The sequence below is a fragment of the Cellulosimicrobium arenosum genome, from assembly GCF_014837295.1.
GTDB lineage: Bacteria > Actinomycetota > Actinomycetes > Actinomycetales > Cellulomonadaceae > Cellulosimicrobium > Cellulosimicrobium arenosum.
Window position 1 is genome coordinate 249,898 of sequence record NZ_JACYHB010000004.1, and the last position, 25,519, is coordinate 275,416.

Here is a 25,519-nt window from a genome sequence, read left to right on the forward strand (position 1 = left end):
CCGGCCGCACGGTGCCCGAGCCCGGTGCCCACGCTCCCCGTCCTCCTCAGGCCTTGCGGTAGTTGGCGGCGACCCGCTCCTGCAGGTAGTCGTGCGCGGTGATCGGAGGGTAGGTGCCCTGCGGCGTCTCGATGAGGACGTCGCGGTTCGCCTGGGCGAAGAACGGGATCGAGTAGCGCGACCCCGTGTAGTCGCCCTGACCGGGGAGCTTGACGCGGTGGAAGTTCGACAGCAGCTGGTCGTCGCTCCAGCGCATCAGCATGTCGCCGATGTTGCACGTGATCGCGTCGTCCGACGGCGTCACGGGAGTCCACTCCTGGGCGTCCGCGTCGCGGCCCGGGCAGACCTGCAGGCCGCCCTGCCCGTCGCGCTGGAACAGCAGCGTGAGGCAGTCGAAGTCGGTGTGCGCTCCCGCGCGCCAGACCCCGGGGCGACCCTTCATCTCCTCCGGGACCGGCAGGTAGTGGATGAGACGCAGGGTCGACTGGTACTCGGCCGACGCCGGGTCGTGGGCGCGCGCGAAGAAGTCGCGGTCGAAGCCGAGCTTCTCGGCGAAGCACGAGAGCACCTTCATCGCGAGGTCCCAGCACTGCGCCTCGAAGTCGAGCACGAACTCGCGGAACCCGGCGAGCTCGTCGGCGGCCGGCCACAGGCCTTCCATGCGCGGACGGGTGACCTGGTACGACTCCTTCTGGTCGGGGGAGTCGACGGAGGGCCGCTTCTGCGAGAGCTTCTCCCAGCCGGCGTTGGTGCCCGCGACGAGCGGGTAGCGCGCCTTGACGTCGTCCGGCAGCGAGAAGAAGCGGGCGGACTCGGCGAACACGCGGTCCACCTGGTCCTGCGGGATGCCGTGGTGGACGAGCTGGAAGAAGCCGATCTCGGTCGCCGCGGTCCACAGCTCCTCGGTGATCTCCGCGCGACGGGCATCGAAGTCCGACAGGTCGATGCGGGGGATGGTGCGGTCGGCGTTCTCGGTGCCGACGCCGCCCATCCGCGACTCCTTCTCGAGCTCGGCGAGCGCGTAGCTGGCGGTCATGGTGTCTCCCTGGGGTGAGGTCCCTGGCGGTGTCGCTGGACGCTGTCTACATGTAACCCAGCGCCAAAGCAGCGTGTCAAGCGGTGAAGTCGGATCCTGAAAGAGTTAACACGCTGGCAACGAGCGTGATATTGCATGTAATCATCGGGTCGTCACAGTGGTGCACACCATCGCCCCGCAGAGAGTGAGCAGTCATGACCACGCACCGCACCGCCCTCGTCCCCGTCCTCGCGGTCCTGAGCGCCGCGGCCCTCGCCGGGTGCGCCGGCGGCACCACGTCCGGCGCCCCCGACGCCGCCGGGGCCGCGGGCGACCGCGACGGCGTGCTCGTCGGCCAGTGCCCGGACGAGGTCGTCGTCCAGCTCCAGTGGCAGCCGCAGTCCGACCAGGGCGCCGTGTTCGGGCTCCTCGGCGAGGGCTGGACCGTCGACGCCGAGCAGCACTCGGTGACGGGACCGCTCGTCGCCGGCGGCGAGGACACGGGCGTGGACGTCACGCTGCGCGCCGGCGGACCGGCCATCGGGTTCCAGTCGGTGCCGTCGCAGATGTACGTCGACGACGCGATCACGGTCGGGCTCGTGCACGGCGACCAGCTCGTCGCCGCGGCGGCGGAGGCACCCGTCGTCGGCGTGGCCCCCCTCCTGCGGTACAGCCCGGCGATCCTCATGTGGGACCCGGAGTCCCACCCCGAGATCGAGTCGGTCGAGGACGTGCACGCCTCCGGCGCCCCCGTCGTCGTCTCGGCGGACCAGATCTACCCCGCGTGGATGGTCGCGCACGGCCTGCTCGACGCCGACCAGGTCGACACGTCCTACGACGGGAACCCGGCCCGGTTCGTCGGCGACCCGACGATCGTCCAGCAGGGCTTCGGCAACTCCGAGCCGTACACGTACGAGAGCGAGACCCCTGCTTGGGCCAAGCCCGTCGGGTTCGCGTACATCAAGGACGCGGGCTACGACGCCTACGCCTCGAACGTCTCGGTCCGGGCCGACCGTGTCGACGAGCTCTCGCCGTGCCTCGACCTCCTCGTCCCGATGATCCAGCAGGCCAACGTCGACTACGCCGCGTCGCCCGACGCGGTGAACGACATCATCGTCGGCGTCGTGGAGCAGGACGCCGGGTACTCGCCGTACTCCGCGGGCGAGGCCGCGTACAGCGCGAGGACCCTCGTCGACGAGGGCCTGATCGCGCCCGAGGAGGACGGCTCGGTCAGCACGTACGACCTGGCCCGCGTCGATGCGTTCGTCACCGACCTCGTCGGCGTCCTCGAGGGGGAGGGGACGGACCTCGGCGGCGTCACGGCCGACGAGCTGTTCACCGACGAGTACACGGACCACGCCGTCACCATGGGCTGACGGCGGGGTCTCGTCGCCCGACGGCGGCCCGTGCGCACTCAGACCCAGTGGGACGGTCGGTCCACGACCACGGGGAGCCGCGTCCGCGGGTCGCCGTTCGCGGCACCGACCTGCGCCGGGGTCAGGAACAGCGCGTGCGAGAGATCCGTGCCGCGCACGTCCGCGCCGCGCAGGTCCGCTCCCAGGAGGTCGACGACGGCCAGGTCCGAGCCGCGCAGGTCGGCGCCGAGGAGCAACGCACCCCGCAGGTCCGCACCCGTCAGGTCCAGGCGCGCGAGGGACGCCCCGACCAGGTCCGCACCGGCGCGCAGCCGACGTCGGGCGCCTCCGGCGGGCACCGGGAGCGCGTCCCTGCCCGGCGGCGCGGGCCGGGCGCGACGCACGGCCGTGTCCCGCACGAGCGCGCTCGCACGGTCGATCACCGGTCCCACGCGACGTCGCACCGCGCCGACGTCGAGCGCGAGCAGGTCCGTGGGGGCCAGCGCGACGAGCGGGGACGTGGCGTCCAGAGCCTGCCGCGCGTCGTCGTGCACCGGCCCGGCGTCCGGGTGCGTGCGGACCTCGGCCAGGTACCAGAGCAGCTCCTGGAGCTGCGTGACGACGGGCAGCGCAGCGAACGCGTCGCGCGCGGCGCTCGCGTCGTCGCGCCACGTGGCGTCGTCGTGGGCGGCGCGGACCGTGGCCGTCACGCGCTGGCCCGCGCCGAGGCAGTCGTAGGCCGTGCAGCCGGGGAAGCCGGACTCGCGCAGCCGCGCGTGGATGCTGCAGCCGAAGTCCTCGCGCAGGTTGGGGCACGGGGTGCCGGCCGGCTTGTCGATCGCGAAGTCCGCCGAGCGCGTCAGCGTGAGCGCGACGCAGCACAGACCGGTGCACCGCGAGCAGTCGGTGCGCAGGTCGAGCTGCTCGAGGAGCAGGGCGCGGTCGTCGGGGGCCACCTCGTGAGGGTAGTCCCGGCGACCGCGCCCCGAGCGTCCGTCCTGGTCAGGACGGTCCGGCGACGAACCGCCTCAGTCCTCCGACGCGCTCGGCCTCTGCAGCCCTGCGGCGATGAGATCCATGACCGAGGAGTCCGCGAGCGTCGTGGCGTCGCCGACGGTGCGGTTCTCCGCGACGTCGCGCAGCAGACGGCGCATGATCTTGCCGGACCGGGTCTTGGGGAGCTCGGCCACGACGAGGATCTTCTTCGGCTTCGCGATGGGTCCGATCTCCTTCGCCACGTGGTTGCGCAGCTCGGTCTGGACCTCCGCCGCGCCGTCGGCGTCGCTCGCGCGGTCGGCGTGCTCGCCGCGCAGGATGACGAACGCGACGACGGCCTGTCCGGACAGGTCGTCGGCCGCGCCCACGACGGCCGCCTCGGCGACGATCGGGTTGGACACGAGCGCCGACTCGATCTCCGTGGTGGACAGGCGGTGGCCCGAGACGTTCATGACGTCGTCGACGCGACCGAGGAGCCAGATGTCCCCGTCGTCGTCCTTCTTGGCGCCGTCGCCCGCGAAGTAGATGCCGGGGAACCGGGACCAGTACGTGTCCTTGAACCGCTCCAGGTCGCCCCAGATGCCGCGCAGCATCGACGGCCACGGCTCGGACAGGACGAGGTAGCCGCCGCCGCCGTCGGGAACCTCCTTGGCCTCGTCGTCGACGACGGTCGCGGCGATCCCGGGCAGCGGCACCTGGGCGGACCCGGGCTTGGCGGCCGTGACGCCGGGGAGCGGCGAGATCATGATCGCGCCGGTCTCGGTCTGCCACCACGTGTCGACGATCGGGGTGCGGTCGCCGCCGATGACGCGGCGGTACCACATCCAGGCCTCGGGGTTGATGGGCTCGCCCACCGAGCCGAGGACGCGCAGGCTCGAGAGGTCGAACTTCGCGGGGATCTCCTCGCCCCACTTCATGCACGCGCGGATCGCGGTCGGCGCGGTGTAGAGGATCGAGATCTTGTACTTCTCGACGAGCTCCCACCAGCGACCCCGGTGGGGGGTGTCGGGCGTGCCCTCGTAGATCACCTGCGTGGCGCCGTTGAGCAGCGGGCCGTAGACGACGTACGAGTGGCCGGTGACCCAGCCGATGTCGGCCGTGCACCAGTAGACGTCCGTCTCGGGCTTGAGGTCGAACACGTTCCGGTGCGTGAACGCGGTCTGCGTGAGGTACCCGCCGGTGGTGTGCAGGATGCCCTTCGGCTTCCCCGTGGTGCCCGACGTGTAGAGGATGAACAGCGGGTGCTCGGCCTCGACCCACACGGGCTCGTGCTGGACGTCGGCGGCCTCGACGGCCTCGTGCCACCACACGTCGCGGTGCTCGGTCCACGCGGTGTCCTGACCGGTGCGCCGCACGACGAGCACGTGCTCGACGGTCGTCGCGGGCGCGCCCTCCTTGGGGCCGATCGCCTCGTCCACCGCGGGCTTGAGCGCGGACGGGTTGCCGCGCCGGTACCCGCCGTCGGCGGTGATGACGAGCTTCGCCTCGGCGTCGGCGATGCGGCTGCGCAGGGCGTCGGCGGAGAACCCGCCGAACACGACGGAGTGCGGGGCGCCGACGCGGGCGCACGCGAGCATCGCGACGACGGCCTCGACGATCATCGGCAGGTAGATGACGACGCGGTCCCCGGTGCCCACGCCGAGCGCACCGAGCGCGTTCGCGGCACGCGACACCTCGCGCTGCAGCTCGGCGTACGTGACGCTGCGGGTGTCGCCCGGCTCCCCCTCGAAGTGGAGCGCGACCCGGTCCCCGAGGCCCGCCTCGACGTGGCGGTCGACCGCGTTGTAGGCGGCGTTGAGCGTCCCGTCGGCGAACCATCTGGCGACGGGTGCCTGGGACCAGTCGAGCGTCTCGGTGAACGGCGTGCGCCACGTGACGAGGTCGTTCGCCTGCTTCGCCCAGAACGCGAGGCGGTCCGCGGCCGCCTCGTCGTAGATCCCGGGCCGGGCGTTGGCCGCTGACGCGAACTCGGGGCTCGGCGGGAACGCCCGGGACTCGTGCAGGAGGTTCTCCAGGCCGGACTGGGCGGTGGTGGGCTCGTACTCTGGCACGCTGACCTCCGGTGCGCATCGTCTCTGGTGCGGTGCCCGACGGCGTGTGCGCAGCAGCGCGCCGCGGGTGCGCGGGGCAGCGCCCCGCCGACGCGAGTCTAGACCCGCGGCCGTGACGCGCACCACGACCGACGACTATTTGGACGGTCTCCTCACAAAGCAACCGAACGACGCTGCCGCACCGCCTCGTAGAGGACCACGGTGGTGGCGCTCGCCGCGTTCAGCGAGCTCGCCGAGCCGAGCATGGGGATCGAGACCATCACGTCGCACGCCTCGCGCCACGCGCTGCTCAGGCCGCTCGTCTCGTTGCCGGTGAGCACGAGGGTCGGACCGGTGAGGTCGTGCGCGGCCAGCTCGACGTCGCCGTCCTCGTCGGTCCCGACGAGCGTCAGAGGCCGACCTCCGGACCGTCGCTCCGCGACCCAGTCGAGCACCTCGCGCCCCGACGGGACCCGGACGGTGGGGACGGCGAAGATCGAACCGGTGCTGGCCCGCACGGCGCGCGGGTCGTAGGGGTCCGCGGCATGCCCCGCGACGACGAGACCCGACCCGCCGAACGCGTCGAGCGATCGCGCCACCGTGCCCACGTTCCCGGGGCTGGTGGGACGGTCGAGCACGACGCCGAGGAACCCGTCACCGACCGGGACCCGGCCCAGGTCGTCGGGCGGCATCTCGACGACCGCGAGCAGCTCCGGTGCGTCGTCGTCCTTGCCGCCCAGCTCGCGCATCAGCTCGGTCGAGACCTCGAAGCGCCGGGTGCGGACGCGGTCGAGCATCGCGTGCGCCCACGACGAGAGCGGCCGCTCGGCGTCGACCAGCCAGGTGCGCACGGTCCACCCCGACTCGACGGCGAGCGTCACGGGGCGAACACCCTGCACGAGCAGCTCGCCCGCCCGATGGCGTTTGGTGCGGTTGGTGAGGAGCGACTGCCACTGCTGGAAGGCCGCGTTGCGGGTGGTGATGCGCTGCACGCGCGGCGCCGATGTCATGGGACCAGTATGTCCGGACACGACGACGGCGCCCTTGCGGACGCCGAGGTCGCCAGCGGCGACGGTGATCATGCGTGCACGGTGTGAGCCGCTGCAACGGTCGGGGCCGTCAGTGGTGCCGAGGGCCCGGGTGCCCGGTCAGCGAGTCCTCCAAGGGGACTACCTGCGCGTGGGTACCGCCGCGATGCTGTTGTCCTCCCATGACAACCCGGGCCGCCGCCGCGCGCAACCCCCTGCGGTGATCCTCACACCGTGTTCTACGGTGTTCGAACCCGGTCCTGCGGACCCGGGACCGCTCGACGCCGGCGCAGCCCGCGCACCACCAGCCAGGCGACGACGGCGACCGCCGCGACCCCCGCGGCGGCGAGCAGCGGCGTCGCGGCGCTCAGCCCGGTCCGCAGCGCGACCGGCCGGCTGAACGTCAGGACGTCCCACCCGCTCTCCTCGGCCAGGCGGCGCAGCGTGCGGTCCGGGTTCACGGCCGCGGCGTGCCCGACGGCGGCGAGCATCGGCGCGTCGGTCACCGAGTCCGAGTAGGCGTAGCTCGCGGCGAGGTCGTACCCCTCGCGCTCGGCGAGCTCGCGGAGCGCGACCGCCTTGTTCTCGCCGTAGGCGTAGAAGTCGATCTGCCCCGTGAACAGGCCGTCGACGACCTCCATCCGCGAGGAGATCGTGTGGTCCGCGCCGAGGACGGCCGCGATCGGCTCGACGAGCTCGCTCCCGGACGCCGAGACGACGACGACGTCGTGACCGCGCTCGTGGTGGGCCTCGATGAGCTCGACGGCCTCGGCGTAGACGACGGGGTCGATGTGGTCGTGCAGCGTCTCGGCGACGATCCGCGAGACGGTCTCGACGTCCCAGCCCGTGACGAGCGAGGACAGGTGAGCACGCAGCCGCTCGGTCTGGTCGGCGTCGGCGCCGCCGGCCATGAACAGGAAGTGCGCGTACGCGCTGCGGATCACGTCCGCCCGGGAGATCAGGCCACCCGCGAAGAACGGTCGGGAGAACGCCGCGGCGGACGACGTCGCGATGATCGTCTTGTCGAGGTCGAAGAACGCTGCGGTGCGGGTCTGCGTCACGATCCGAGCCTAGCCGCGGACCCTGGCCGTCCACAGGACCCTTTTCAGACGGTGTCGTCCACAGGTGGTGCCGGACCGCGTGGTGCCGCGCTCGCCGCGTCGCCAGGCTGGTGGCGGGCCGAGCGACGTCGGCGCCCGGACGGAGGTGGACGATGACCGCAGCGGTGGTCGGGGTGACCGGTGCCCGCGGCGGGGCCGGGGCGAGCGTCGTCGCGGCGGCCCTGGCACGCGGCGCCGCCCGGGGCCGCCGTGTCCCGGTGTGCCTGGTCGACCTCGCGGCGGTGGGCGGTGGCCTCGACCTCCTGCTCGGGGTCGAGGACGCTCCCGGCGTGCGGTGGACCGACCTGGAGGACGCGCGGGGCCGCCTGGACGGCGAGGACCTCGCGGCGCGGCTGCCGCGCTGGGACCGCGTCCACGTCGTCAGCGGCACGCGTGCGGGCGGTCCGCCCGCGGGGGCGGTGGCCGACGTCGTCGCGGCGCTCGCCGACTGGTGCACGGCGCGGGGCGGCGTCGTGGTGCTCGACCTGCCGCGCGACGTCGGGTCGCTCGCGGTGCGCGGGCTCCTGGACGCCACGACGGAGGTGCTGGTCGTCACCCCGCTCGACGTCCCGGCGGTCGCGGGGGCGGCTGCGGCCCGGGACCGGCTGCCCGACGACGGCCCACCCGTCGCGCTCGTCGTCCGCGGTCCGGCGCCCGCAGGTCTGTCCCGTGCGGAGGTCGCCGACGCGGTCGGGCTCGAGGTCGCGGAGCACGTGCGCTGGGACCGGGGCGTGGCGATCGGCGTCGAACGAGGGCTCGGCCCGTGCGCGGGTCGCGGCCCGCTCGAGCGGGCGGGCCGCCGGCTCGCAGCGCGGTACCTCGGCCCGGGAGGCCGCGGATGAGGGGGACGAGGCAGGGGCTGGTCGACGGCGTCCGCGACCGCCTGGTCCGGGAGGACGGGCAGCGCGACGGACGCGCGCTCGACGACGAGCAGCTCGCGCAGGCGTTGCGCGCGTCCGGCCGGGTCCTCGGCACGACCGCGCTCCGTGAGCTCACCCGGACGGCGCGCGCCGAGCTGTACGGTGCCGGACCGCTGCAGGTGCTCCTGGACGAGCCCGGCGTGACGGACGTGCTGGTCAACGGTCCGGACGAGGTCTGGGTGGACCGCGGCGCCGGCGTGGAGCGCGCGGACGTGCGTCTCGGTGGTCCGGACGACGTGCGCGCCCTCGCGGTCCGGCTCGCCGCGGCCGGCGGCCAGCGGCTCGACGACGCGGCCCCGGTGGTGGACGCGCGCCTGCCCGACGGGACCCGGCTGCACGCGCTCGTCGCGCCGGTGTGCGAGGCCGGCGCGGTGATCTCGTTGCGGGTGCTGCGCCCCCACGCGTTCGACCTGGCGGCGCTCGTCCGGGCGGGCACGGTCCCACCCGCCTGGGAGGGCGTGCTGCGCGAGCTCGTCGCCCGCCGCGCGTCGGTGCTCGTCTCCGGCGGGACGGGGACGGGGAAGACGACGCTCCTCGCGGCACTGCTCGCCCTCGTCCCGGGCGACGAGCGCGTGGTCTGCGTCGAGGAGGCGCGCGAGCTCGCGCCCGACCACCCGCACGTCGTCCCCCTGACTGCGCGCCGCCCCAACGTGGAGGGCGCGGGCGGCGTCGACCTCGCCGACCTGGTCCGCGCGGCGCTACGGATGCGGCCCGACCGCATCGTCCTCGGTGAGTGCCGCGGCGCGGAGGTGCGCGAGGTCCTCATGGCCCTGAACACCGGCCACGAGGGCGGGCTGGCGACGATCCACGCGAACGACGTCGAGGTCGTGCCCGCGCGGCTCGAGGCGCTCGCGGCGCTCGCCGGGATGGACCGTGCGGCGGTCGCCGCGCAGGCGGTGGGCGGGCTGGACGTCGTGCTGCACCTGCGCCGCGCACGCCGCGGCACGACGACCCGGCGGCATCTCGCGCAGATCGGGCTCGTGCGCACGGGCGAGCGGGGCGCGCTACGGGTCGACGTCGCAGCGACCTGGGGCGGGGCGGGCGTGCCGGTGGCCGGCCCCGCCCACGACGCCTTCGCGCGCCGCTGGTCGTTGCCGGGGCGGGCCGGTTGAGCGCCGGGTACGCGGAGCTGGGAGCGGGGTTGCTCGTCGGTCTGGCCGCGTGGTGCGTGCTGGAGCGCGGCGGGCGCAGCGCGCGGCGCACGGCCGACCGGTCGCCCGAGCCGCCCGGTGCGGTGCCGGGATCCAGGTCCGTGTCGATCCGGTCCGTGGTGCGCGGGCGTCGGCGGGGCGACGCGCCCGCGCCGGAGCGGGTGCGCCTCGTCGTCGCGCAGGTCGGGTCGTTGATGAGCGCCGGCGCCGCCGCGGGGACGGCGTGGGAGCAGGCGCTCGGGGTGCGACCCGACCCGAGGGGCGTGCCACGGACCGCGGACCTCGCCCGGCACGTCGGGGACCTCGGCACCGCGCGCGCCCTGGTCGCCGCGTGCCGGCTCGCCGTCGACGTCGGCGCCCCGCTCGTCGCCGTGCTCGAGGAGACCGCCGCGTGCGTCGCCGCGGAGGCGGAGGCGCGGGCGGAGCGGGAGGCCTCGCTCGCGGGTCCCCGCGCGACGACGCGGGTGCTGCTGTGGCTCCCGGTGGTCGGGGTGCTGCTCGGCTACGTCCTCGGCGCGGACCCGTTGGCGACCGCGACGGGCGGCGGGATCGGCACGGTCGGTGTGGTGCTCGGCGTCCTCCTGCTCCTCGCGGGCTGTGCGTGGTCGCGCCGACTCGTGGCACGGGCGAGAGCCGCAGGAGAGGAGGGCGGATGAGCGCGGGACTGGTCGTGGCCGCGTGCGCGCTCGTCACGATGACGCCGTGGTGGTGCGTGCGCGCCGGTGCCGAGCGGCGCGCACGGTTCGCGGCGCGTACCGGCCCGGTCGTGGCGGCGGAGCCTGAGGAGAGCGGCGCGGTGGAGATCGGCGTCCTGCTCGAGCTGCTCGCCGCGGCCGTGCGGGCCGGGTCGTCGCTGCCGCGCGCGCTCGGGGCGGTCGGCTCGGCGATCGGCGGACCCGACGGCGCGGCGCTGGGCCGGGTGGGCGCGGCGCTCGTCCTCGGGTCGTCGTGGGACGCGGCCTGGACCGGTGCGTCTCCTCGCCTGGACGTGGTGCGCCGAGCCCTGCGCCCGGCGTGGCTGCACGGCGCCGCTCCCGCGCAGTCGCTGCGCACGGCGGGGGTCGCGCTGCGACAGGACCGGGTCGCGGCCGCGCGGACGGCGTCGGCGCGACTGGGCGTGCACCTCGTCCTGCCCCTCGGTGCGTGCTTCCTGCCCGCGTTCGTGCTGCTCGGTCTGCTCCCGGTGCTGCTCTCCCTCGGCGCAGGCATGCTCGGGTGAGCACCGCGGCGAGCGGCCCGCGGGTCGCGGCAGGTTCCGCGGGTCAGCCCGCAGTTCGCTGCTGGTCCGCGACGGCGAGCCGCCGTCGGTGGAGGTGGGTCAGCTCGGCGCCGTTCGCGCACCGTGCGATCGCGTCGTCGAACGCGGTGAGCGCCTCGTCACCCCTGCCCGCTCGCAGGAGCAGCTCCGCCCGGGTCGCCGGCAGGCGATGGCTGTGGGGGAGCAGGCCGTCGAGCCCGTCGAGCAGTGCGAGCCCGGCCTGCGGGCCCTCGGCCTCGGCGACGGCGACCGCGCGCGCCAGCCGGACGACCGGCGAGCGCGTGTGCGCGTCGAGCGCCGCGTAGTGGACGGCGATCGCGGTCCAGTCCGTCTCGGCCGCGTCGCCGGCGCGCGCGTGCTCTGCCGCCACCCGCGCCTGGAGCAGGTAGTCCCGGGCGAGGCCGGAGACGTCGTCGGGCACGTCGGCGAGCACCGCGAGGCCGACCGCGATCTCGTCCTCGTGCCAGGACGACCGGTCCTGGTCGGGCAGGAGGACGAGCGCGCCGTCGGGCCGGGTGCGGGCGTCGCGCCGCGAGTGCTGCAGGACGACGAGGGCGAGCAGGGCCCGGACGACGGGGCGGCCGGGCAGGAGCTCGTCGAGCAGGCGCACCAGCCGGATCGCCTCGCCCGCGAGGGCGACGCGCACGAGGTCCGGTCCCGTGCCGGGCGCGTAGCCCGCCGTGAACGCGAGGTAGAGCACGGTCGCGACCATGTCGAGCCGCTCGTCGAGCCGTCCTCGCGGGGGGATCGCGAACGGGATGCCCGACGCCGCGAGGCGCTTCTTCGCGCGCGTGACCCGGGCCGCCATGGTGGCCTCGGGAACGAGGAACAACCGGGCGATGTGGGGGACCCCCAGACCGGCGACGAACCGCAGCGTCAGCGCGGCGCGGGCCTCGGGCGACAGGGCCGGGTGGCAGCACGCGAAGACGAGCCGCAGGCGCTCGTCCGCGACGTGCGCGCCGTCGTCGGGCTCGTCGCCGGGCAGGGGCGGGCCGGGACGCCGACGCTCCTCGACGACCATGAGCGGTTCCTTCCTGGAGGCCACCGCCTCCGCGCGCAGCCGGTCGAGGACCCGCCGGCCGGCCGCGGTCCGCAGCCAGCCGGCGGGGTTGGCCGGGACGCCCTCGACGGGCCAGACCCGGGCTGCGGCCGCGTACGCGTCCGCGAGCGCGTCCTCGGCGAGATCCGGCCGGCGGTAGCGCCCCACGAGCGCGGCCAGGAGCCGCGCCCAGTGGTCGCGCCAGGCCGCGGACAGCGCCTCGGACGCCGTCGTCACCGGTCGTCCAGGTCGACCACGGGACGCACCTCGACGGAGTACGGCGGAAGGAGCGCGACGGCCTCCAGGACGGCGTCGAGGTCGGGCAGGTCGACGACGTAGAAGCCGCCGAGCTGCTCGACGGTCTCCGCGTAGGGGCCCTCGGTCACGGTGGTGCTCTCGGCGTCGCGGCGCACCGTCGTCGCCGCCGCGACGGCGCTCAGGGCCTCACCCCCGACCAGCTCTCCACGGGCGCGGACCGCTTCGGAGAACGCGTCGTGACGTCGGACGTGGTCGGCGCGCTCGGTGGCGCCTGCGCGGGCCCAGACCTGCTCGTCCTCGTGCAGCAGCAGCACGAACCTCATGCCGGGACGTCCGCGGCGACGGCGGTCCGCACCTCGAAGGTCTCAGGGCTCCCGGCGAACGCCTCGGCGAGGACCCGCAGGAGGTCGTCCGGGTCGTCCGTCTCCACGGTGTAGAAGCCGCCGACCTGCTCGACGAGCTCCGTGAACGGGCCGTCGGTGACGAGCGCCTGGTCGGCGGTGGCACCCGGTCGGACGGTGCGCGCCGTGGTCGACCTGTGCAGCTCGGCGCCGCCGGTGATGCGGTGGCCTCGCGCGTCGCAGAGCCGCGTGAACTCCTCGTGCCGCGCGAAGGTGGCCTCGCGCAGGCCGGGAGCAGGGTTCTCCCAGGCGCTCTCGTCGTCGTGGATGAGGATGATGTGCTCGGTGCTCACGGTCTTCTCCTGACGCGATACGACGTCCGCGTCGTGCCGCGGACGCGAACCCCTGGTCGGGGTCCTGCTGTGTCGACGTCCGAGACCCGCGCGGATCGACAACCACTCTCGCAGAGTTCTCGACCGGCCCCACCTCAGGACCTGGACCGCAGGGTCGTGCCGTTCCTGGCCGTCCACAGGACCGTCCTCGACGGCGTTGTCCACCGAGCGGGTACCGCGCCCGACGGCGGAGCCTTCTCCCTCGCCACAGTGGGCGCACCCGCCCGCGACCGCGGGCCACGAGGAAGGAGTGCAGACATGTCGACATCGAACCCACCGGGAGCCCTGCCGTCGTCGGTGTCGCGACCGCACGAGCGGATCGTCGCGAGGCTGACCGGGAGCGACGGGGCGCAGGACCCCGAGGAGGGTCTGGCCACGGCGGAGTACGCGATCGCCACCGTGGCGGCGGCCGGGTTCGCCGGGCTGCTGATCGTCGTGCTCAAGAGCGGCGAGGTCCGCGAGCTGCTCATGGGCATCGTGAGCAGCGCGCTCTCGCTGGGCTGAGCGTGCGACGGCCCAGGGCGGTGCCCGTGCGCGGCGACCGAGAGCACGGATCGGTCACCGTGGAGCTTGCGGTGGCGCTACCCGCCGTCGTCCTGGTCCTCGTCGCCGTGCTCACCCTCGCCGCGGCCGCCGGCGCGCAGATGCGCGCCGCGGACGCGGCGAGGGGTGCGGCACGCGCGGCGGCGATCGGGGAGGACGATGCGACCGTGCGGGCCACGGCGCTGCGGCTCGCGGGCGACGGGTCGGAGGTCGTCCTGGTGCCCGGTGATCCCTGGCTCGCCGTCGAGGTGCGGACTCCGGTGGTCGGCGGTGGTCTCGTCGGGTCGTTCCGGGTGACCGGCCGGGCCGAGGCGTGGGTCGAGCCGTGACCGGCCGGGAGCACGCGCGCGAGCGGGCGCCCGGGTGCCAGGAGAACGGGTGCCGGGACCATGGGTGCCGGGACGAGCGGGGCTCCGGAACGGTGCTCGTCCTGGGGATCGTGACGGCGCTGGTGGTCGTCCTCCTGGCGCTCGGCGCACTCGCGCAGGCGCAGGTGGCGCGGGGGACCGCACAGGCCGGCGCGGACCTCGCGGCGCTCGCCGCCGCGAGGGCACAGCGTGACGGGTGGGACCCGTGCGAGCGCGCCGGCGCCGTGGCGCGTCGCAACGGAACGGTCGTCACCGGGTGCGCTGCGGTGGGCGACGGCTCCGTCCGGGTCGACGTCGCGGGCGAGCGCGGCGTGCGGGTCCTCGGCGTCCGCGTCGGCTCGGCCCGCGCCTCCGCACGCGCAGGGCCGGCGAGCCTGCGGTGAGGAGCGCACCGGCACGCCGGCACGCCGGCAGGGCGGCGGCCGGCAGTGCGGGTGGCCGCCGGATCGGGTGCCAGGTCGAGCACTCCGGTCCTCGGGTCGCGGTCAGGCCGGGGAGTGGGCGAGCACCGCGTCGAGGAGCCGCACGGCGGCGTCCTTGTCGAGCGGCGCGTTGTAGGACCCGCACTTGGGCGACTGCACGCACGCGGGGCACCCGTCGTGGCAGGGGCAACGCTCGATCGCGTCGCGCGTCGCCCGCAGCCACGTCGCGCCGAGCTCGTAGCCGCGCTCGGCGAATCCCGCACCGCCGGGGTAGGCGTCGTAGACGAACACCGTGGCCTGCTCGGTGTCGACGTGCAGCGCGGTGGAGACGCCGCCGAGGTCCCAGCGGTCGCACGTCGCGAGCAGCGGGAGCAGGCCGATCGACGCGTGCTCCGCGGCGTGCAGGGCGCCGGGTGCGGTGTCCGCATCGACGCCCGCCTCCTCGAGCACCGACTCCGGCACCGTCCACCACACGGCCATGGTCGGCAGGGTGCGCTCGGGCAGGTCGAGCGGCTCGGTCCCGAGGATCTGCAGGTCGGGCAGGTGCCGGCGCTGGAAGCTCACGACCTGCGAGCTCACGTCGACCGGGCCGTACCCCCACCCGACCGGTCCCCAGCTCCGCCCGACCACGTCCCGACCGGCTGCGGCGTCGCCGGCGCCGGGCTCGTCCGCGATCGTGATCGACAGGGCGGAGCGCGACCACGTGCCGAAGTCCACGTCGGTCCGGCGGACGAGCGCGACGCCGTCGGCCAGGTCCAGGCTCTCGACGACGTACGTGGCGCCCTGGTGGACGTACACCGCGCCGTCGTGCACGGAGCCGTCGGCCGACGCTGCGTCCACGGTCCCGAGCAGACGACCCGTGCTCGACTCGGCCACGCGCACGGGGGAGCCGCCGGACCCGCGCAGGTCCGTCATGCCCGCCGCAGGCTGGGCATGGGTCCAGTACCACCCCGACGACCGGCGCCGCAGCGCGCCGCGCGCGACGAGCACGCCCAGGAGGTCGGTGATCGCAGCCGGGTCGCCGAACGTGGCCAGGTCCTCGGCGCGCAGCGGGATCTCCGCGGCCGCCGCGCACAGGTGCGGCGCGAGGACGTACGGGTTCGCGGGGTCGAAGACCGTCGCCTCGAGCGGGGCGTCGAAGATCGCCTCGGGATGGTGCACGAGATAGGTGTCGAGCGGGTCCTCGCGGGCGACGAACGCGACGAGCCCGTCCGCTCCGGCACGCCCTGCGCGCCCGGCCTGCTGCCACACCGACATGCGGGTTCCCGGCCAGCCAGCGACGAGCACGGCGTCGAGACCGGAGATGTCGACGCCGAGCTCGAGCGCGTTCGTCGTGGCGAGCGCGCGGACCGCGCCGGAGCGCACGGCGTCCTCGAGCTCCCGCCGCTCCTCGGGCAGGTACCCGCCGCGGTAGGCGGCGACGCGGCGCGCGAGGTCTGCGTCGACGGGCCGCAGGTAGTCCTGCGTCTGCGTCGCCACGGACTCCGCGCCGCGGCGCGAGCGCGTGAACGCGAGCGTGCGCGCGCCGGCCAGGACGAGGTCGGCGAGCAGGTCCGCCGCCTCCGCCGTCGCGCTGCGCCGCGGGTGGTCGGGCGCCTCCTCGACCGTGGTCGGCACCGTTGGTTCGTCGACGTGCTCCCCGGTGTGCTCCCGGACGTGCCGGTCAGGGCCCGGCGTCTCGGCGGCCCGTTCGAAGCCCGCGACGACCGGCGGCTCCCACAGGACGAACGTCCGGTGGCCGGAGGGGGACGTGTCGCCCGCGACCGTCACGACGTCCGCCGCGTCCACGCCGACGAGCCGCGCCGCGCTCACGGCCGGCTCCGCCGTCGTCGCGGACGCCACCACGAACGTCGGCGCCGGGTCGCCCTCGCGCGCGTAGTGCGCGGCGAGGCGCCGCAGCCGCCGCAGCACGAGCGACACGTGCGCGCCGAACACGCCCCGGTAGGCGTGCCCCTCGTCCACGACGACGTACCGCAGGTCGCGCAGGAGCCGCGACCAGCGCCGGTGGTTCGGCAGGAGCGCGAAGTGCAGGAAGTCGGGGTTGGTCAGCACGACGTCGGCGTGCTCGCGGACCCAGCGGCGCTCGTCGGGGGACGTGTCCCCGTCGCACGTGGCCACGCGCACGTCTCGCGCCCCGGCGGCGCCGAGCAGGCGCTGCAGGCCCGCGAGCTGGTCGGCGGCGAGCGCCTTGGTCGGCGACAGGTACAGGACGGAACCGCGACGCGCGACGGACTCGATGCGCCCGGGGTCGAGGGTGCGGGTCGCGGCGTCGGCCCGGACCGACGTCAGTGCCGGGAGCCAGAAGGCCAGCGACTTGCCGGACCCCGTCGACGTGGCGAGCGCGACGTGCCGGCCGCGCCACGCGGCGTCGGCCGCCTCGGCCTGGTGCCGCCACGGATGCTCGGCACCGAGCGCGCGGTACCCCGCGACGAGCGAGCTGTCGGCCCACGAGGGCCACTCGCCGTGGACCCCGGGACGCGCGGGCAGCTCGCGGACGTGCGTGAGCCGGTCCGCCCGACGCCCGCCCGCGACGAGCACGTCGAGGAGCGGGTTCACCGTCGCCACGACCGGCGGGGTGGAGAGATCAGCCACGGAAGATCTCGGTGACCGCCCGCGCGAGGTACCAGGGGTCGACCACCGCCGTGAGCTCGCGTGCGGAGTGCATGGACAGGATGGGGACGCCGACGTCGACCGTGCGGATGCCCAGTCGAGTCGCGGTCAGCGGACCGATGGTCGAGCCGCACGGCACGGTGTTGCGGGAGACGAACTCCTGGCTCGGCACCCCTGCCGACGCGCACGCGCGCGCCCAGGCCGCGGCGCCGAGCGCGTCGGTCGTGTACCGCTGGTTCGCGTTGATCTTGAGGATCGGTCCGCCGCCTGCGAGGGGTCGGTTCGCCGGGTCGTGGCGCTCCGGGTAGTTGGGGTGCACGGAGTGCCCGACGTCGCTCGACACGCACAGGGAGGCCGCGGTCCGACGGTGCCGCTCCTCGACCGTCGCGCCCTGCATCGCGTCGACGCGCGCGAGCACGTCGGCGAGGAACGGCCCGGACGCACCCGAGCGGGACTCGGAGCCGATCTCCTCGTGGTCGAAGGCCGCGAGCACCGGGATCGCCGGCACGGCGAGCGCACCGTCCTCACCCGTACCGTCCTCACCCGCGACGTCCTCGCCCGTGTCGCCACCGAGCGAGGCCTTACCGGCGACCTCGACCAGCGCGGTGAGTCCCGCGTGGACCGAGATCAGGTTGTCCAGGCGGCCGGAGGCGAGGAACGCGTCGCGTGCGCCGAAGACGCGCGGCGGCTGGGTGTCCGCGACGACGACGTCGTACCCGGCGATCTCGCTCGCGTGCACGCCCGCGTGGTGCGCCAGCTCGGCGAGCAGGTCCGCCCCGGCCGGGCCGTCCGCCTGCCCCGCCCGACCGGTCGCGTCGGAACCGGCCGGCCCGGTCGCCGACGCGAGCCCCCACACCGGCTGGGTGTGCTGCTGCTTGTCGAGCGCGAGGCCGTCGTTCACCTGCCGGTCGAGGTGGATCGCGAGCTGGGGGATGCGCAGGAGCGGTCCGGTGCGCACGAGGTGCACGTCCTCGGGGCGGCTGCCGTCGCCGGTCACGACGCGTCCCGCGAGCTCGAGCTCGCGGTCGAGCCACGAGTTCAGCAGCGGACCGCCGTAGACCTCGACCCCGGCCTGCCACCAGCCCTCGCGCACCATGCCCGGGCGAGGCTTGAGCTTGAACCCGGGGGAGTCGGTGTGGGCGCCGAGGACGGCGAACGGCGTCGTGGCCGTCGCCCCGGGCGGCACGACCCAGGCGATCACCGCGCCGTCGCGCACGACGACGTACCGCCCGCCCGCGGCGGGCCGGCCGTCCACCGCGCGGTCGGGTCCGGTGTGCGGTGCGTGCGACGGCCATGCGTCGGTCTCGGCGAGCTGCGTAAAGCCTTCCGCGACGAGACGACGGGCGACCTCGTGCGCGGTGTGGAAGGACGACGGGCACGCCTCGACGAACGCCGCGAGGTCGTGCGCGTGCGCGGTCGCGCGGTCGTGGAGGGTCGGTTCGGCGGGGCTCGGCGTGGGCACAGCCTCCAGCCTACGCACGACCGGCAGACCTCCGTACGCTGGTCCCGACCGCCCGTCGGGTGGCCGGAGGGTGGCGTCGTGCAAGCGGAGGAGGCGGACGTGCGCTGGGTCGTGCTGCCGGGTCTCGCGCTCACGCCGGAGGACTTCGCGCCGCTCGCGCGCGTCCTCGACCCGGTCGGCCAGGTCCGGGTGCTGGACGCGTGGCGCACTCCCGTCACCGCCCCTGCGGACGAGCTGCGCGCCGCGCTGGGGGTCGGTGGTCCGGGTACGGCCGGGACGGACGACGGCGTCGGGCTCGTCGGGCACTCCGCGGGCGGGCTCGCCGCGCTCGAGTGGACCCTGCTGCACCCCGACGAGGTGCGGCGCCTCGTCCTGCTCGACCCGATGAGCCCGTTCGAGAAGCAGCGGCCCGCCCTGCACCCGGGGACCGCGGCGACGCGTGCCGTGCGCACGGTGGTCGGCAAGACCGCCGATCTCGTCGCGCCGAGCGTCGGGCCGCGCCTGCGCGCCGCGGCCGTCCGGGTGGTCGCGCGGCGCCCCGACCGGCTCCCTCGGGACGTCGCCGCGGCCCGCTACGGCGACCGGCTCGGCTGGCTGGAGATCGCCGACCAGTGGTCCGCGAGCTGGGCGCAGGCGCCGCGGGTCCGTGCCCTGCTCGACGCCGGCCACCGCGTCCCGCCCACGACCGGCCCGCTGCTCGTGTCGGGGCTGCGCGCGAGCGCCCGGTTCCTGCGCGAGCAGCGCGAGCTCGCCGAACGGCTCGGGCTGCCGCGCGTCGGGCTCCCCGGTCAGGGTCACCTGTTCCCCCTGACCCGGCCCGACGTCGTCGGGCACCTCGCCCGTGCGGTCCGCCTCGGGCCGAGCGCCGTGCCCGACCCGTCCGGCGGGCACGCCGACGACGTCGTGGCGCGGCCGCGTTCCACCACCGCATGAGACTCCGGCGGGCACCACGGGTCAGGGACCGTCCCGTCCGGCCGTGCGTCGTGGGACACCGAGCTCGCGTTCCGGCTCGCCGACCGAGGGGCTGACGTGCGTACACTCAGCCCATCGCGTCGGCAGGGGCCCGGCGCGGCCGCAGTCGTCAAGGAGGACGGATGCCCACGCTCGGTACCGAAAGTCTCACGATCGTCGGCGTGATCGCCGCGATCGCGATCGTCTCGCTCCTGTTCGCCCTGGTCCTGCGCAAGCAGGTCCTCGCGGCGAAGGAGGGCAACGCCGCGATGCGCGACGTCGCGCAGGCCGTGCAGGAGGGCGCCGCGGCCTATCTGAGCCGGCAGTTCCGCACGCTCGCGCTGTTCGCGGGCGCGGTGTTCCTGCTCCTGTTCCTGCTCCCGGGCGACGGCGGCGTGCGCGTGGGCCGGTCCGTCGCGTTCCTCCTGGGCGCGGTCTTCTCCGCGGCGATCGGGTACCTGGGCATGTGGCTCGCGGTGCGCGCGAACGTGCGCGTCGCGTCGGCCGCGACCCGGCCGGGCGGGCGGACCGAGGGCGCGCGCATCGCGTTCCGCACGGGCGGCGTCGTGGGCATGTCGGTCGTCGGGCTGGGCCTGCTCGGCGCCGCCGGGGTCGTGCTGATCTACAAGGGCGACGCGCCCGCGGTGCTCGAGGGCTTCGGGTTCGGGGCGGCGCTGCTCGCCATGTTCATGCGCGTCGGCGGTGGCATCTTCACCAAGGCGGCCGACGTCGGCGCGGACCTCGTCGGCAAGGTCGAGGTGGGCATCCCCGAGGACGACGCGCGCAACGCCGCGACGATCGCGGACAACGTCGGCGACAACGTGGGCGACTGCGCCGGCATGGCCGCAGACCTGTTCGAGTCCTACGCCGTCACGCTCGTCGCGGCGCTCATCCTCGGCAAGGCCGCGATGGGCGAGGAAGGCCTCGTCTTCCCCCTGATCGTCACGGCGCTCGGGGCGCTCGTCGCGGTGCTCGGGGTGTTCATCACGCGCGTGCGCGGCCAGGAGAACGGGCTCAAGGCCATCTACCGCGGCTTCTACCTCTCCGCGCTCGTCGGCGCCGTCCTCGCGGCGATCGCCGCGTTCGTCTACCTGCCGTCGTCGTTCGGCGCGATGGACGGCACGGCGGAGCTCGGCGAGCTGTCCGGCATCGCCGCGGACCCGCGTGTCGTCGCGAGCCTCGCGGTCGTCATCGGCATCGTCCTCGCGGGCATCATCCTGTGGATCACGGGCTACTTCACGGGCACGACGTCGAAGCCCACCCTCCACGTCGCGGCGACGTCCCGCACCGGTGCGGCCACCGTCGTCCTGTCCGGCATCGGGGTCGGGTTCGAGTCCGCGGTCTACACGGCCGGCGTGATCGCCGCCGCGATCTGCGGGCTGTTCCTCCTCGCGGGCGGGTCCGTGTGGCTCGCGCTGTTCCTCGTGGCGCTCGCCGGGTGCGGGCTGCTGACCACCGTCGGCGTGATCGTCGCGATGGACACGTTCGGGCCGGTGTCGGACAACGCGCAGGGCATCTACGAGATGTCGGTCGGCGAGTCGGGCGACCTGGACGAGGAGGCGGCGCAGATCCTCACGGACCTCGACGCGGTCGGCAACACGACGAAGGCGATCACCAAGGGCATCGCGATCACGACGGCCGTCCTGGCGGCGACCGCGCTGTTCGGCTCCTACGCGGACGCGGTGAACCACGCGCTGGAGGACGTGCGGGAGGTCGGCGGCGGTCTCGTCACGTCGATGCTCGACTACTCGATCATCTCGCCCGTCACGCTCGTCGGCGTGATCCTGGGTGCGGCGACCGTGTTCCTGTTCTCGGGTCTCGCGATCGACGCCGTGACCCGCGCGGCGGGCGCGATCGTCTTCGAGGTGCGTCGCCAGTTCCGCGAGCACCCCGGGATCATGACGTACCAGGAGCGGCCCGAGTACGGCAAGGTCGTGGACATCTGCACCCGGGACTCGCTGCGTGAGCTCGTGACGCCGGGTCTGCTCGCGGCCTTCGCCCCGATCGCCGTCGGGTTCGGGCTCGGCGTCGGGCCGCTCGCCGGCTTCCTCGCCGGTGCGATCGCCGCGGGCGTCCTCATGGCCGTGTTCCTGGCGAACTCCGGCGGGGCCTGGGACAACGCGAAGAAGATCGTCGAGGACGGCGCGTACGGCGGAAAGGGATCCGAGGCGCACGCCGCGGTTGTCATCGGCGACACGGTGGGCGATCCCTTCAAGGACACGGCCGGGCCGGCGATCAACCCGCTCATCAAGGTCATGAACCTCGTCTCGCTGCTCATCGCTCCGGCCGTGGTCATGCTGAGCGTGCCCGCGGACGCGAACACCGCGCTGCGCATCGCCATCGCGGTGGCCGCTGCCGCGATCGCGTTCGGCGCCGTCATCGCGTCCCGGCTGCGCGCCGCGCGCGTGGACCGCGAGGAGGCGCTCGAACCGGAGCGGGTGCCCAGCGGCGCCTGACCGTGCGGGTGCCGGCCGCGGCCGGCGTCAGCTCTTGACGGTGAACCGAGCGCGCAGCAGCGCCTCGGCGCGCGAGGACGGCCCGACGCGGAGCTCGAAGTCGCCCGGCTCGACGACGCGGCGCCCGGCGGCGTCCACGAGCGTGCAGTCCGCGACGGGCAGCTCCAGGTCCACCGTGACGGACCCGCCCGCCGCGACGTCGACCTGGCGGTACGCCTTGATCTCCTGGTCCGCCCACGTCACCGACGTCACGAGGTCGCTCACGTACACCTGCACGGTCTCGCGCGCGGGACGTGCACCGGTGTTGCGCACCGTCACCCGGGCGCGCAGCACGTCCTCGACACCGACGACCTCCGCGTCGAGCACCAGGTCCGTGTACTCGACCGTGGTGTAGCTCAGGCCCTCGCCGAACGCGAACGCGCTGCGCTGCGTGAGGTCGGCGTAGTGGTCACCGTGCTGACCACGGACCTGGTTGTAGTACGTGGGCTGCTGACCCGCGTGCTCGGCGAACGAGATGGGCAGGCGACCGGTCGGCTCGATCAGGCCCAGGACGAGCTCGGCGACGGCCTGGCCTCCGCGCATGCCCGGGTTCGCGGCCCACACGATCGCTGCGGCGTCGCGGGCCGACGCCGGCAGGACGAGCGGCTTGGACGCGATCACGACGACGACGAGCGGCGTCCCCGTCTCCGCCAGCGCGTCGAGCAGCGCGACCTGCCCGCCGACCAGCTCGAGCGTGGCGGTCGACCTGCCCTCTCCCACGAGCTCGATCCGGTCGCCGACGACGGCGACGGCGTAGTCCGCGTCCCGTGCCGCGGCGACGGCCTCGGCGATCAGCGCGTCGTCGGGAGCGGCGGGCACCACGAGGTGCGGGCGCGGCTGGCCGTCGGGGAAGGTCTCGCCCGCCGGGTCGGGGATCGAGGTCAGGACGTCGGCGCCGCGCGCGTGGGTCACGGTCCAGCCGGTGGGTGCGTGCTCGCGAAGCCCGTCGAGGACCGTCGTGGTCATCTCCCGCGGGTGGCCGTCGGGCAGCCAGTCCGCCTGGCCGGACGCGCCGGCCCAGTCGCCGAGCTGGGAGTGGTCGTCGTCGGCGTTCGGCCCGACGACCGCGATCGTGCGCGGGAGCGACCCGTCGGCGGCCACGGCGCGACCGTCCGGGCCGGGGACGAGGTCGCCCCCGAGCGGGAGGGTCCCGTCGTTGGTCAGGAGCACCAGGGAACGGCGTGCGACGTCGAGGTTCACGGCCGTGTGCCCCGCCGACGCGATGACGGCCTCCTGTCGTGCGACGTCCGGGCGGCGCGGGTCCTCGAAGAGCCCGAGCGAGACCTTGAGCGTGAGGATGCGACGCACCGCGGCGTCGACCGCGGACTCCTCCACGAGGCCGCGCGCGACGGCCTCGAGCGCGCCGTCGAAGAACTGGGGCGTCGTCATGACCACGTCGTTGCCGGCGCGGATCGCGGCGGCGGCGGCGTGCACGTGGTCGGGCTGGATGTGCTGCTCCCACACCATGCGACCCACGTTGTCCCAGTCGGTCACGAGCGTGCCCGTGTAGCCCCACTCGCCGCGCAGGACCTCGTCGAGCAGCCATCCGTTCACGGTGACGGGCACGCCGTCCATCGACTGGTAGCCCAGCATGAACGTCGCGCACCCCTCGCGTGCGACCCGCTCGAACGGCGGCAGGAACCACGACCGGAGCTTGCGCCGGGAGATGTCGGCCTCGCTGGCGTCCCGTCCGCCCTGCGTCTCGGAGTACCCGGCGAAGTGCTTCGCCGTCGCAAGGATCCCGGTCGGGTCGCCCGGGCCGCCGCCCTGGTAGCCGCGGACCATCGCGGACGCGAGCTCGCCGATCAGGTACGGGTCCTCGCCGAACGTCTCGTCGACCCGGCCCCAGCGCAGGTCGCGCGCGATGCACAGGACGGGGGAGAAGGTCCAGTGGATACCGGTCGCGGCGACCTCGACCGCGGTGGCGCGCGCGACGCGCTCGACCAGGTCCGGGTCCCAGGTGGCCGCCATGCCCAGCTGCGTGGGGAAGATCGTGGCTCCCACCCAGAACGAGTGCCCGTGGATGCAGTCCTCGGCGACGAGGAGCGGGATGCGCAGCCGGGTGGCGTCCGTGAGCCGGTGGGCCTCGAGCACGTTCTCCGGGGAGGCGTGCAGCAGCGAGCCGACGTGCTTGTCCTCGACGAGCGGCCCGACGCCGTCCCGCGCGTCGAGCTGGAGCATCTGCCCGACCTTCTCGGGGAGCGTCATCCGCCCGATCAGGTCCTCCACGCGGGCCTCCACGGGCAGCGCAGGGTCGAGGTAGGGCAGGGTGCTCACGGGGCGGTCCTCATCTCGGCATCGGTGGCGGGTCGGCGCGACCGGCGGCCGGCTCGAACCGATCCGATCCGGGCTCGGCACCGTGCGCGCGACGGACGCGGCACCGCCACTATAGACAACTTTATGACCGGTCAGTAAGTCTGGACGCGTGCGCCGCGGAGCAGCGTCGGGATACGCGATGATGGGGCGCATGCGCGCCGCCGTCCGCACCGTTGCCCGAGGGTCGGTCCTCGTCACGGTCGGGGGTCTGTGCGCGGCCACGGCGGTCGGCGGCGCGTTCGACGTGGCGCCCGCCGGGACCGGGCTGGTCGGGGTCGCGGTCACCGAGCAACCCGCACCGTCGGCACCCGGCGCGGCCGCCGGCCCGGAGAGCGGCACCGCGCGTGACGACGAGGCGTGCGCGGCCGCCCAGGAGTCGTGGAACGCCGCTGCCCGGGCCCAGGTGGACCTCAGCGTCGAGCACCCGCGGGACCTCGTGACCGGCTTCGTGACGGCTCGCGACGCTCTCGCCGAGGCCACGCCGCCGCCCGACGTCGTCGCGGACTGGGCGGTGGTCCGCTCGTCGCTGACCGTCATCGCCGACGCCGTCGAGGCCACCGGGCCCGAGGACCGTGCGGACCTCGTCCGGGCGATCGACAGGGCGGGGCGGCACGTCGACACCGGAGCGCTCGCCGCGGCGTCGGAGCGCGTGACGGCCTACCTGCAGGCGGGCTGCGGAGCGGCCGCTCCTCCCGGCTGACGCCGGACGCGAGGTGCCGCTGTGCGCCTCGTCACATGGGGAGATGTCCCCGGTCGGGGGGCTGCCGGTCGCCTCGGACGAGCGAGCGGGCGACGATGGACGCATGCGCACCCGATTCGCCACCACCCGCACGCTGGCCGCCCTGGCGACGGCCTCGGTCCTGACGCTCGGGCTCGCTGCGTGCAGCAGCGACGAGCCCTCCGACGACGCGACCGCGACCACCACCGCCGAGGACGCCACGCCGTCCGAGGAGGACTCCGACCCCGCCGCGGAGGAGCAGGAGACGACGGGCACGGACGGCACGGACGGCACGGACGGCACCGAGGAGTCCGCCGAGGGCGCCTCGAGCGACGTCTGCGGCGCCATCGACGAGATCAGCAGCATGGGCAGCATCGACCCGAGCGACCCCGAGGCCGCCGCGACGGCCTTCCAGGACGTCACCACGGCGTTCGAGGCGGCGGAGCCCCCGGCCGAGCTCTCGAGCGACTGGGACTACCTGACGGAGTCCTTCAGCACCTTCAACGACGAGTTCCAGGCGGCCGCGGGCGACCCGGAGAACGCCGACACCGACGGACTGACGGACGCGATGGGCGAGCTCTCGAGCGAGGAGTTCACCTCGGCCCTGACGAACGTCGCGACCTACGGCGGACAGAACTGCTGATCCGCCGACCGACCCTCTGACCGCACCCCGGCGCACGAGCCCGACCAGCTCGGACCACGTGCACCGGGGTTCGGCGCGTCCGGGGCTCCCTCATCCGCGAGGATAGGG

Annotated in this window: 23 protein-coding genes; 12 read left to right on the plus strand and 11 right to left on the minus strand. The window is 74.8% G+C overall.

Going from position 1 to position 25,519, the window contains the following annotated elements:
* Window positions 1-46: 46 nt before the first annotated feature.
* Window positions 47-1,036 carry an isopenicillin N synthase family dioxygenase gene (locus IF651_RS07375; RefSeq protein WP_191828438.1) on the minus strand — a complete coding sequence of 330 codons (990 nt, stop codon included), beginning with the start codon at window positions 1,034-1,036 and terminating at the stop codon, window positions 47-49.
* A gap of 194 nt (window positions 1,037-1,230) precedes the next feature.
* On the opposite strand from IF651_RS07375, the gene IF651_RS07380 reads away from it, so the two are divergent.
* On the plus strand, window positions 1,231-2,391 hold the full coding sequence (locus tag IF651_RS07380; protein WP_191828439.1) for a nitrate ABC transporter substrate-binding protein: 1,161 nt from the start codon (window positions 1,231-1,233) through the stop codon (window positions 2,389-2,391).
* Window positions 2,392-2,429: 38 nt separating this feature from the next.
* Here the strand turns inward: IF651_RS07380 and IF651_RS07385 are convergent, their stop codons facing one another.
* The 4 genes from IF651_RS07385 to IF651_RS07400 all read right to left on the minus strand — a co-directional run bounded on the left by IF651_RS07385 (window position 2,430) and on the right by IF651_RS07400 (window position 7,485).
* Window positions 2,430-3,326: a pentapeptide repeat-containing protein gene (locus IF651_RS07385; protein WP_191828440.1), complete on the minus strand. Its 897-nt coding sequence runs from the start codon at window positions 3,324-3,326 to the stop codon at window positions 2,430-2,432.
* Between the two features lie 72 nt (window positions 3,327-3,398).
* Window positions 3,399-5,417, minus strand: coding sequence for an acetate--CoA ligase (acs, locus tag IF651_RS07390; RefSeq protein WP_191828441.1), 2,019 nt, complete (start codon window positions 5,415-5,417; stop codon window positions 3,399-3,401).
* Window positions 5,418-5,569: 152 nt separating this feature from the next.
* Entirely contained in the window at window positions 5,570-6,478 is a 909-nt protein-coding gene (locus IF651_RS07395; protein ID WP_338403825.1) for a TrmH family RNA methyltransferase, read from the minus strand.
* Window positions 6,479-6,663: 185 nt separating this feature from the next.
* A complete protein-coding gene (locus IF651_RS07400; RefSeq protein ID WP_338403826.1) occupies window positions 6,664-7,485 on the minus strand; it encodes an HAD family hydrolase in 822 nt (273 codons plus the stop codon).
* Between the two features lie 152 nt (window positions 7,486-7,637).
* Between IF651_RS07400 and ssd the strand changes: the two genes are divergently transcribed.
* Genes ssd through IF651_RS07420 form a run of 4 tightly spaced genes read left to right on the plus strand, consistent with a single transcriptional unit; the run spans window position 7,638 to window position 10,814 of the window.
* On the plus strand, window positions 7,638-8,366 hold the full coding sequence (ssd, locus tag IF651_RS07405) for a septum site-determining protein Ssd (RefSeq protein WP_191828442.1): 729 nt from the start codon (window positions 7,638-7,640) through the stop codon (window positions 8,364-8,366).
* The gene (locus IF651_RS07410) at window positions 8,363-9,556 is read left to right on the plus strand and encodes a TadA family conjugal transfer-associated ATPase (RefSeq protein WP_191828443.1); all 1,194 of its coding nucleotides are present in this window, start codon (window positions 8,363-8,365) and stop codon (window positions 9,554-9,556) included. Before ssd ends, IF651_RS07410 begins: the two co-directional genes overlap by 4 nt.
* Window positions 9,553-10,251 carry a hypothetical protein gene (locus IF651_RS07415; protein WP_241744200.1) on the plus strand — a complete coding sequence of 233 codons (699 nt, stop codon included), beginning with the start codon at window positions 9,553-9,555 and terminating at the stop codon, window positions 10,249-10,251. Before IF651_RS07410 ends, IF651_RS07415 begins: the two co-directional genes overlap by 4 nt.
* A complete protein-coding gene (locus IF651_RS07420; RefSeq protein WP_191828444.1) occupies window positions 10,248-10,814 on the plus strand; it encodes a type II secretion system F family protein in 567 nt (188 codons plus the stop codon). The genes IF651_RS07415 and IF651_RS07420 overlap by 4 nt, the downstream gene beginning before the upstream one ends.
* 43 nt (window positions 10,815-10,857) lie before the next feature.
* Here IF651_RS07420 and IF651_RS07425 read toward each other — a convergent pair whose 3' ends face one another.
* The 3 genes from IF651_RS07425 to IF651_RS07435 are packed head-to-tail and all read right to left on the minus strand — an operon-like array spanning window position 10,858 to window position 12,844.
* Window positions 10,858-12,129 carry a DUF6596 domain-containing protein gene (locus IF651_RS07425; RefSeq protein ID WP_191828445.1) on the minus strand — a complete coding sequence of 424 codons (1,272 nt, stop codon included), beginning with the start codon at window positions 12,127-12,129 and terminating at the stop codon, window positions 10,858-10,860.
* Window positions 12,126-12,473 (minus strand): YciI family protein, encoded by a 348-nt coding sequence (locus IF651_RS07430; RefSeq protein ID WP_191828446.1) that lies wholly within the window; start codon window positions 12,471-12,473, stop codon window positions 12,126-12,128. The genes IF651_RS07425 and IF651_RS07430 overlap by 4 nt, the downstream gene beginning before the upstream one ends.
* Window positions 12,470-12,844, minus strand: a complete 375-nt coding sequence (locus IF651_RS07435; RefSeq protein WP_191828447.1) for a YciI family protein — start codon at window positions 12,842-12,844, stop codon at window positions 12,470-12,472. The genes IF651_RS07430 and IF651_RS07435 overlap by 4 nt, the downstream gene beginning before the upstream one ends.
* A 297-nt stretch (window positions 12,845-13,141) precedes the next feature.
* Between IF651_RS07435 and IF651_RS07440 the strand changes: the two genes are divergently transcribed.
* From IF651_RS07440 to IF651_RS17985, 3 genes are all read left to right on the plus strand, one after another.
* Window positions 13,142-13,387, plus strand: a complete 246-nt coding sequence (locus IF651_RS07440) for a DUF4244 domain-containing protein (protein ID WP_191828448.1) — start codon at window positions 13,142-13,144, stop codon at window positions 13,385-13,387.
* A gap of 71 nt (window positions 13,388-13,458) precedes the next feature.
* Complete coding sequence (locus IF651_RS07445; RefSeq protein ID WP_422110457.1) at window positions 13,459-13,755, plus strand: TadE family type IV pilus minor pilin; 297 nt, start codon at window positions 13,459-13,461, stop codon at window positions 13,753-13,755.
* On the plus strand, window positions 13,752-14,177 hold the full coding sequence (locus IF651_RS17985) for an Rv3654c family TadE-like protein (RefSeq protein ID WP_191828449.1): 426 nt from the start codon (window positions 13,752-13,754) through the stop codon (window positions 14,175-14,177). Before IF651_RS07445 ends, IF651_RS17985 begins: the two co-directional genes overlap by 4 nt.
* Before the next feature lie 102 nt (window positions 14,178-14,279).
* Here the strand turns inward: IF651_RS17985 and IF651_RS07455 are convergent, their stop codons facing one another.
* Window positions 14,280-16,808, minus strand: coding sequence for a DEAD/DEAH box helicase (locus tag IF651_RS07455; protein WP_338403828.1), 2,529 nt, complete (start codon window positions 16,806-16,808; stop codon window positions 14,280-14,282).
* Entirely contained in the window at window positions 16,801-18,288 is a 1,488-nt protein-coding gene (locus tag IF651_RS07460; protein ID WP_191828450.1) for a M18 family aminopeptidase, read from the minus strand. The genes IF651_RS07455 and IF651_RS07460 overlap by 8 nt, the downstream gene beginning before the upstream one ends.
* A gap of 78 nt (window positions 18,289-18,366) precedes the next feature.
* On the opposite strand from IF651_RS07460, the gene IF651_RS07465 reads away from it, so the two are divergent.
* Both IF651_RS07465 and IF651_RS07470 read left to right on the plus strand, forming a co-directional pair.
* Window positions 18,367-19,221: an alpha/beta fold hydrolase gene (locus tag IF651_RS07465; RefSeq protein ID WP_191828451.1), complete on the plus strand. Its 855-nt coding sequence runs from the start codon at window positions 18,367-18,369 to the stop codon at window positions 19,219-19,221.
* Window positions 19,222-19,382: 161 nt separating this feature from the next.
* Window positions 19,383-21,695 carry a sodium-translocating pyrophosphatase gene (locus IF651_RS07470; protein ID WP_191828452.1) on the plus strand — a complete coding sequence of 771 codons (2,313 nt, stop codon included), beginning with the start codon at window positions 19,383-19,385 and terminating at the stop codon, window positions 21,693-21,695.
* 27 nt (window positions 21,696-21,722) lie between these two features.
* Here the strand turns inward: IF651_RS07470 and IF651_RS07475 are convergent, their stop codons facing one another.
* Window positions 21,723-24,011 (minus strand): exo-beta-d-1,3/1,6-glucosidase, encoded by a 2,289-nt coding sequence (locus tag IF651_RS07475; RefSeq protein ID WP_338403829.1) that lies wholly within the window; start codon window positions 24,009-24,011, stop codon window positions 21,723-21,725.
* A gap of 190 nt (window positions 24,012-24,201) precedes the next feature.
* Here IF651_RS07475 and IF651_RS07480 point away from each other — a divergent pair, with 190 nt between their 5' ends.
* Window positions 24,202-24,750 carry a hypothetical protein gene (locus IF651_RS07480; RefSeq protein WP_191828453.1) on the plus strand — a complete coding sequence of 183 codons (549 nt, stop codon included), beginning with the start codon at window positions 24,202-24,204 and terminating at the stop codon, window positions 24,748-24,750.
* 103 nt (window positions 24,751-24,853) lie between these two features.
* Window positions 24,854-25,411 (plus strand): hypothetical protein, encoded by a 558-nt coding sequence (locus IF651_RS07485; RefSeq protein WP_191828454.1) that lies wholly within the window; start codon window positions 24,854-24,856, stop codon window positions 25,409-25,411.
* Window positions 25,412-25,519 lie beyond the last annotated feature (108 nt).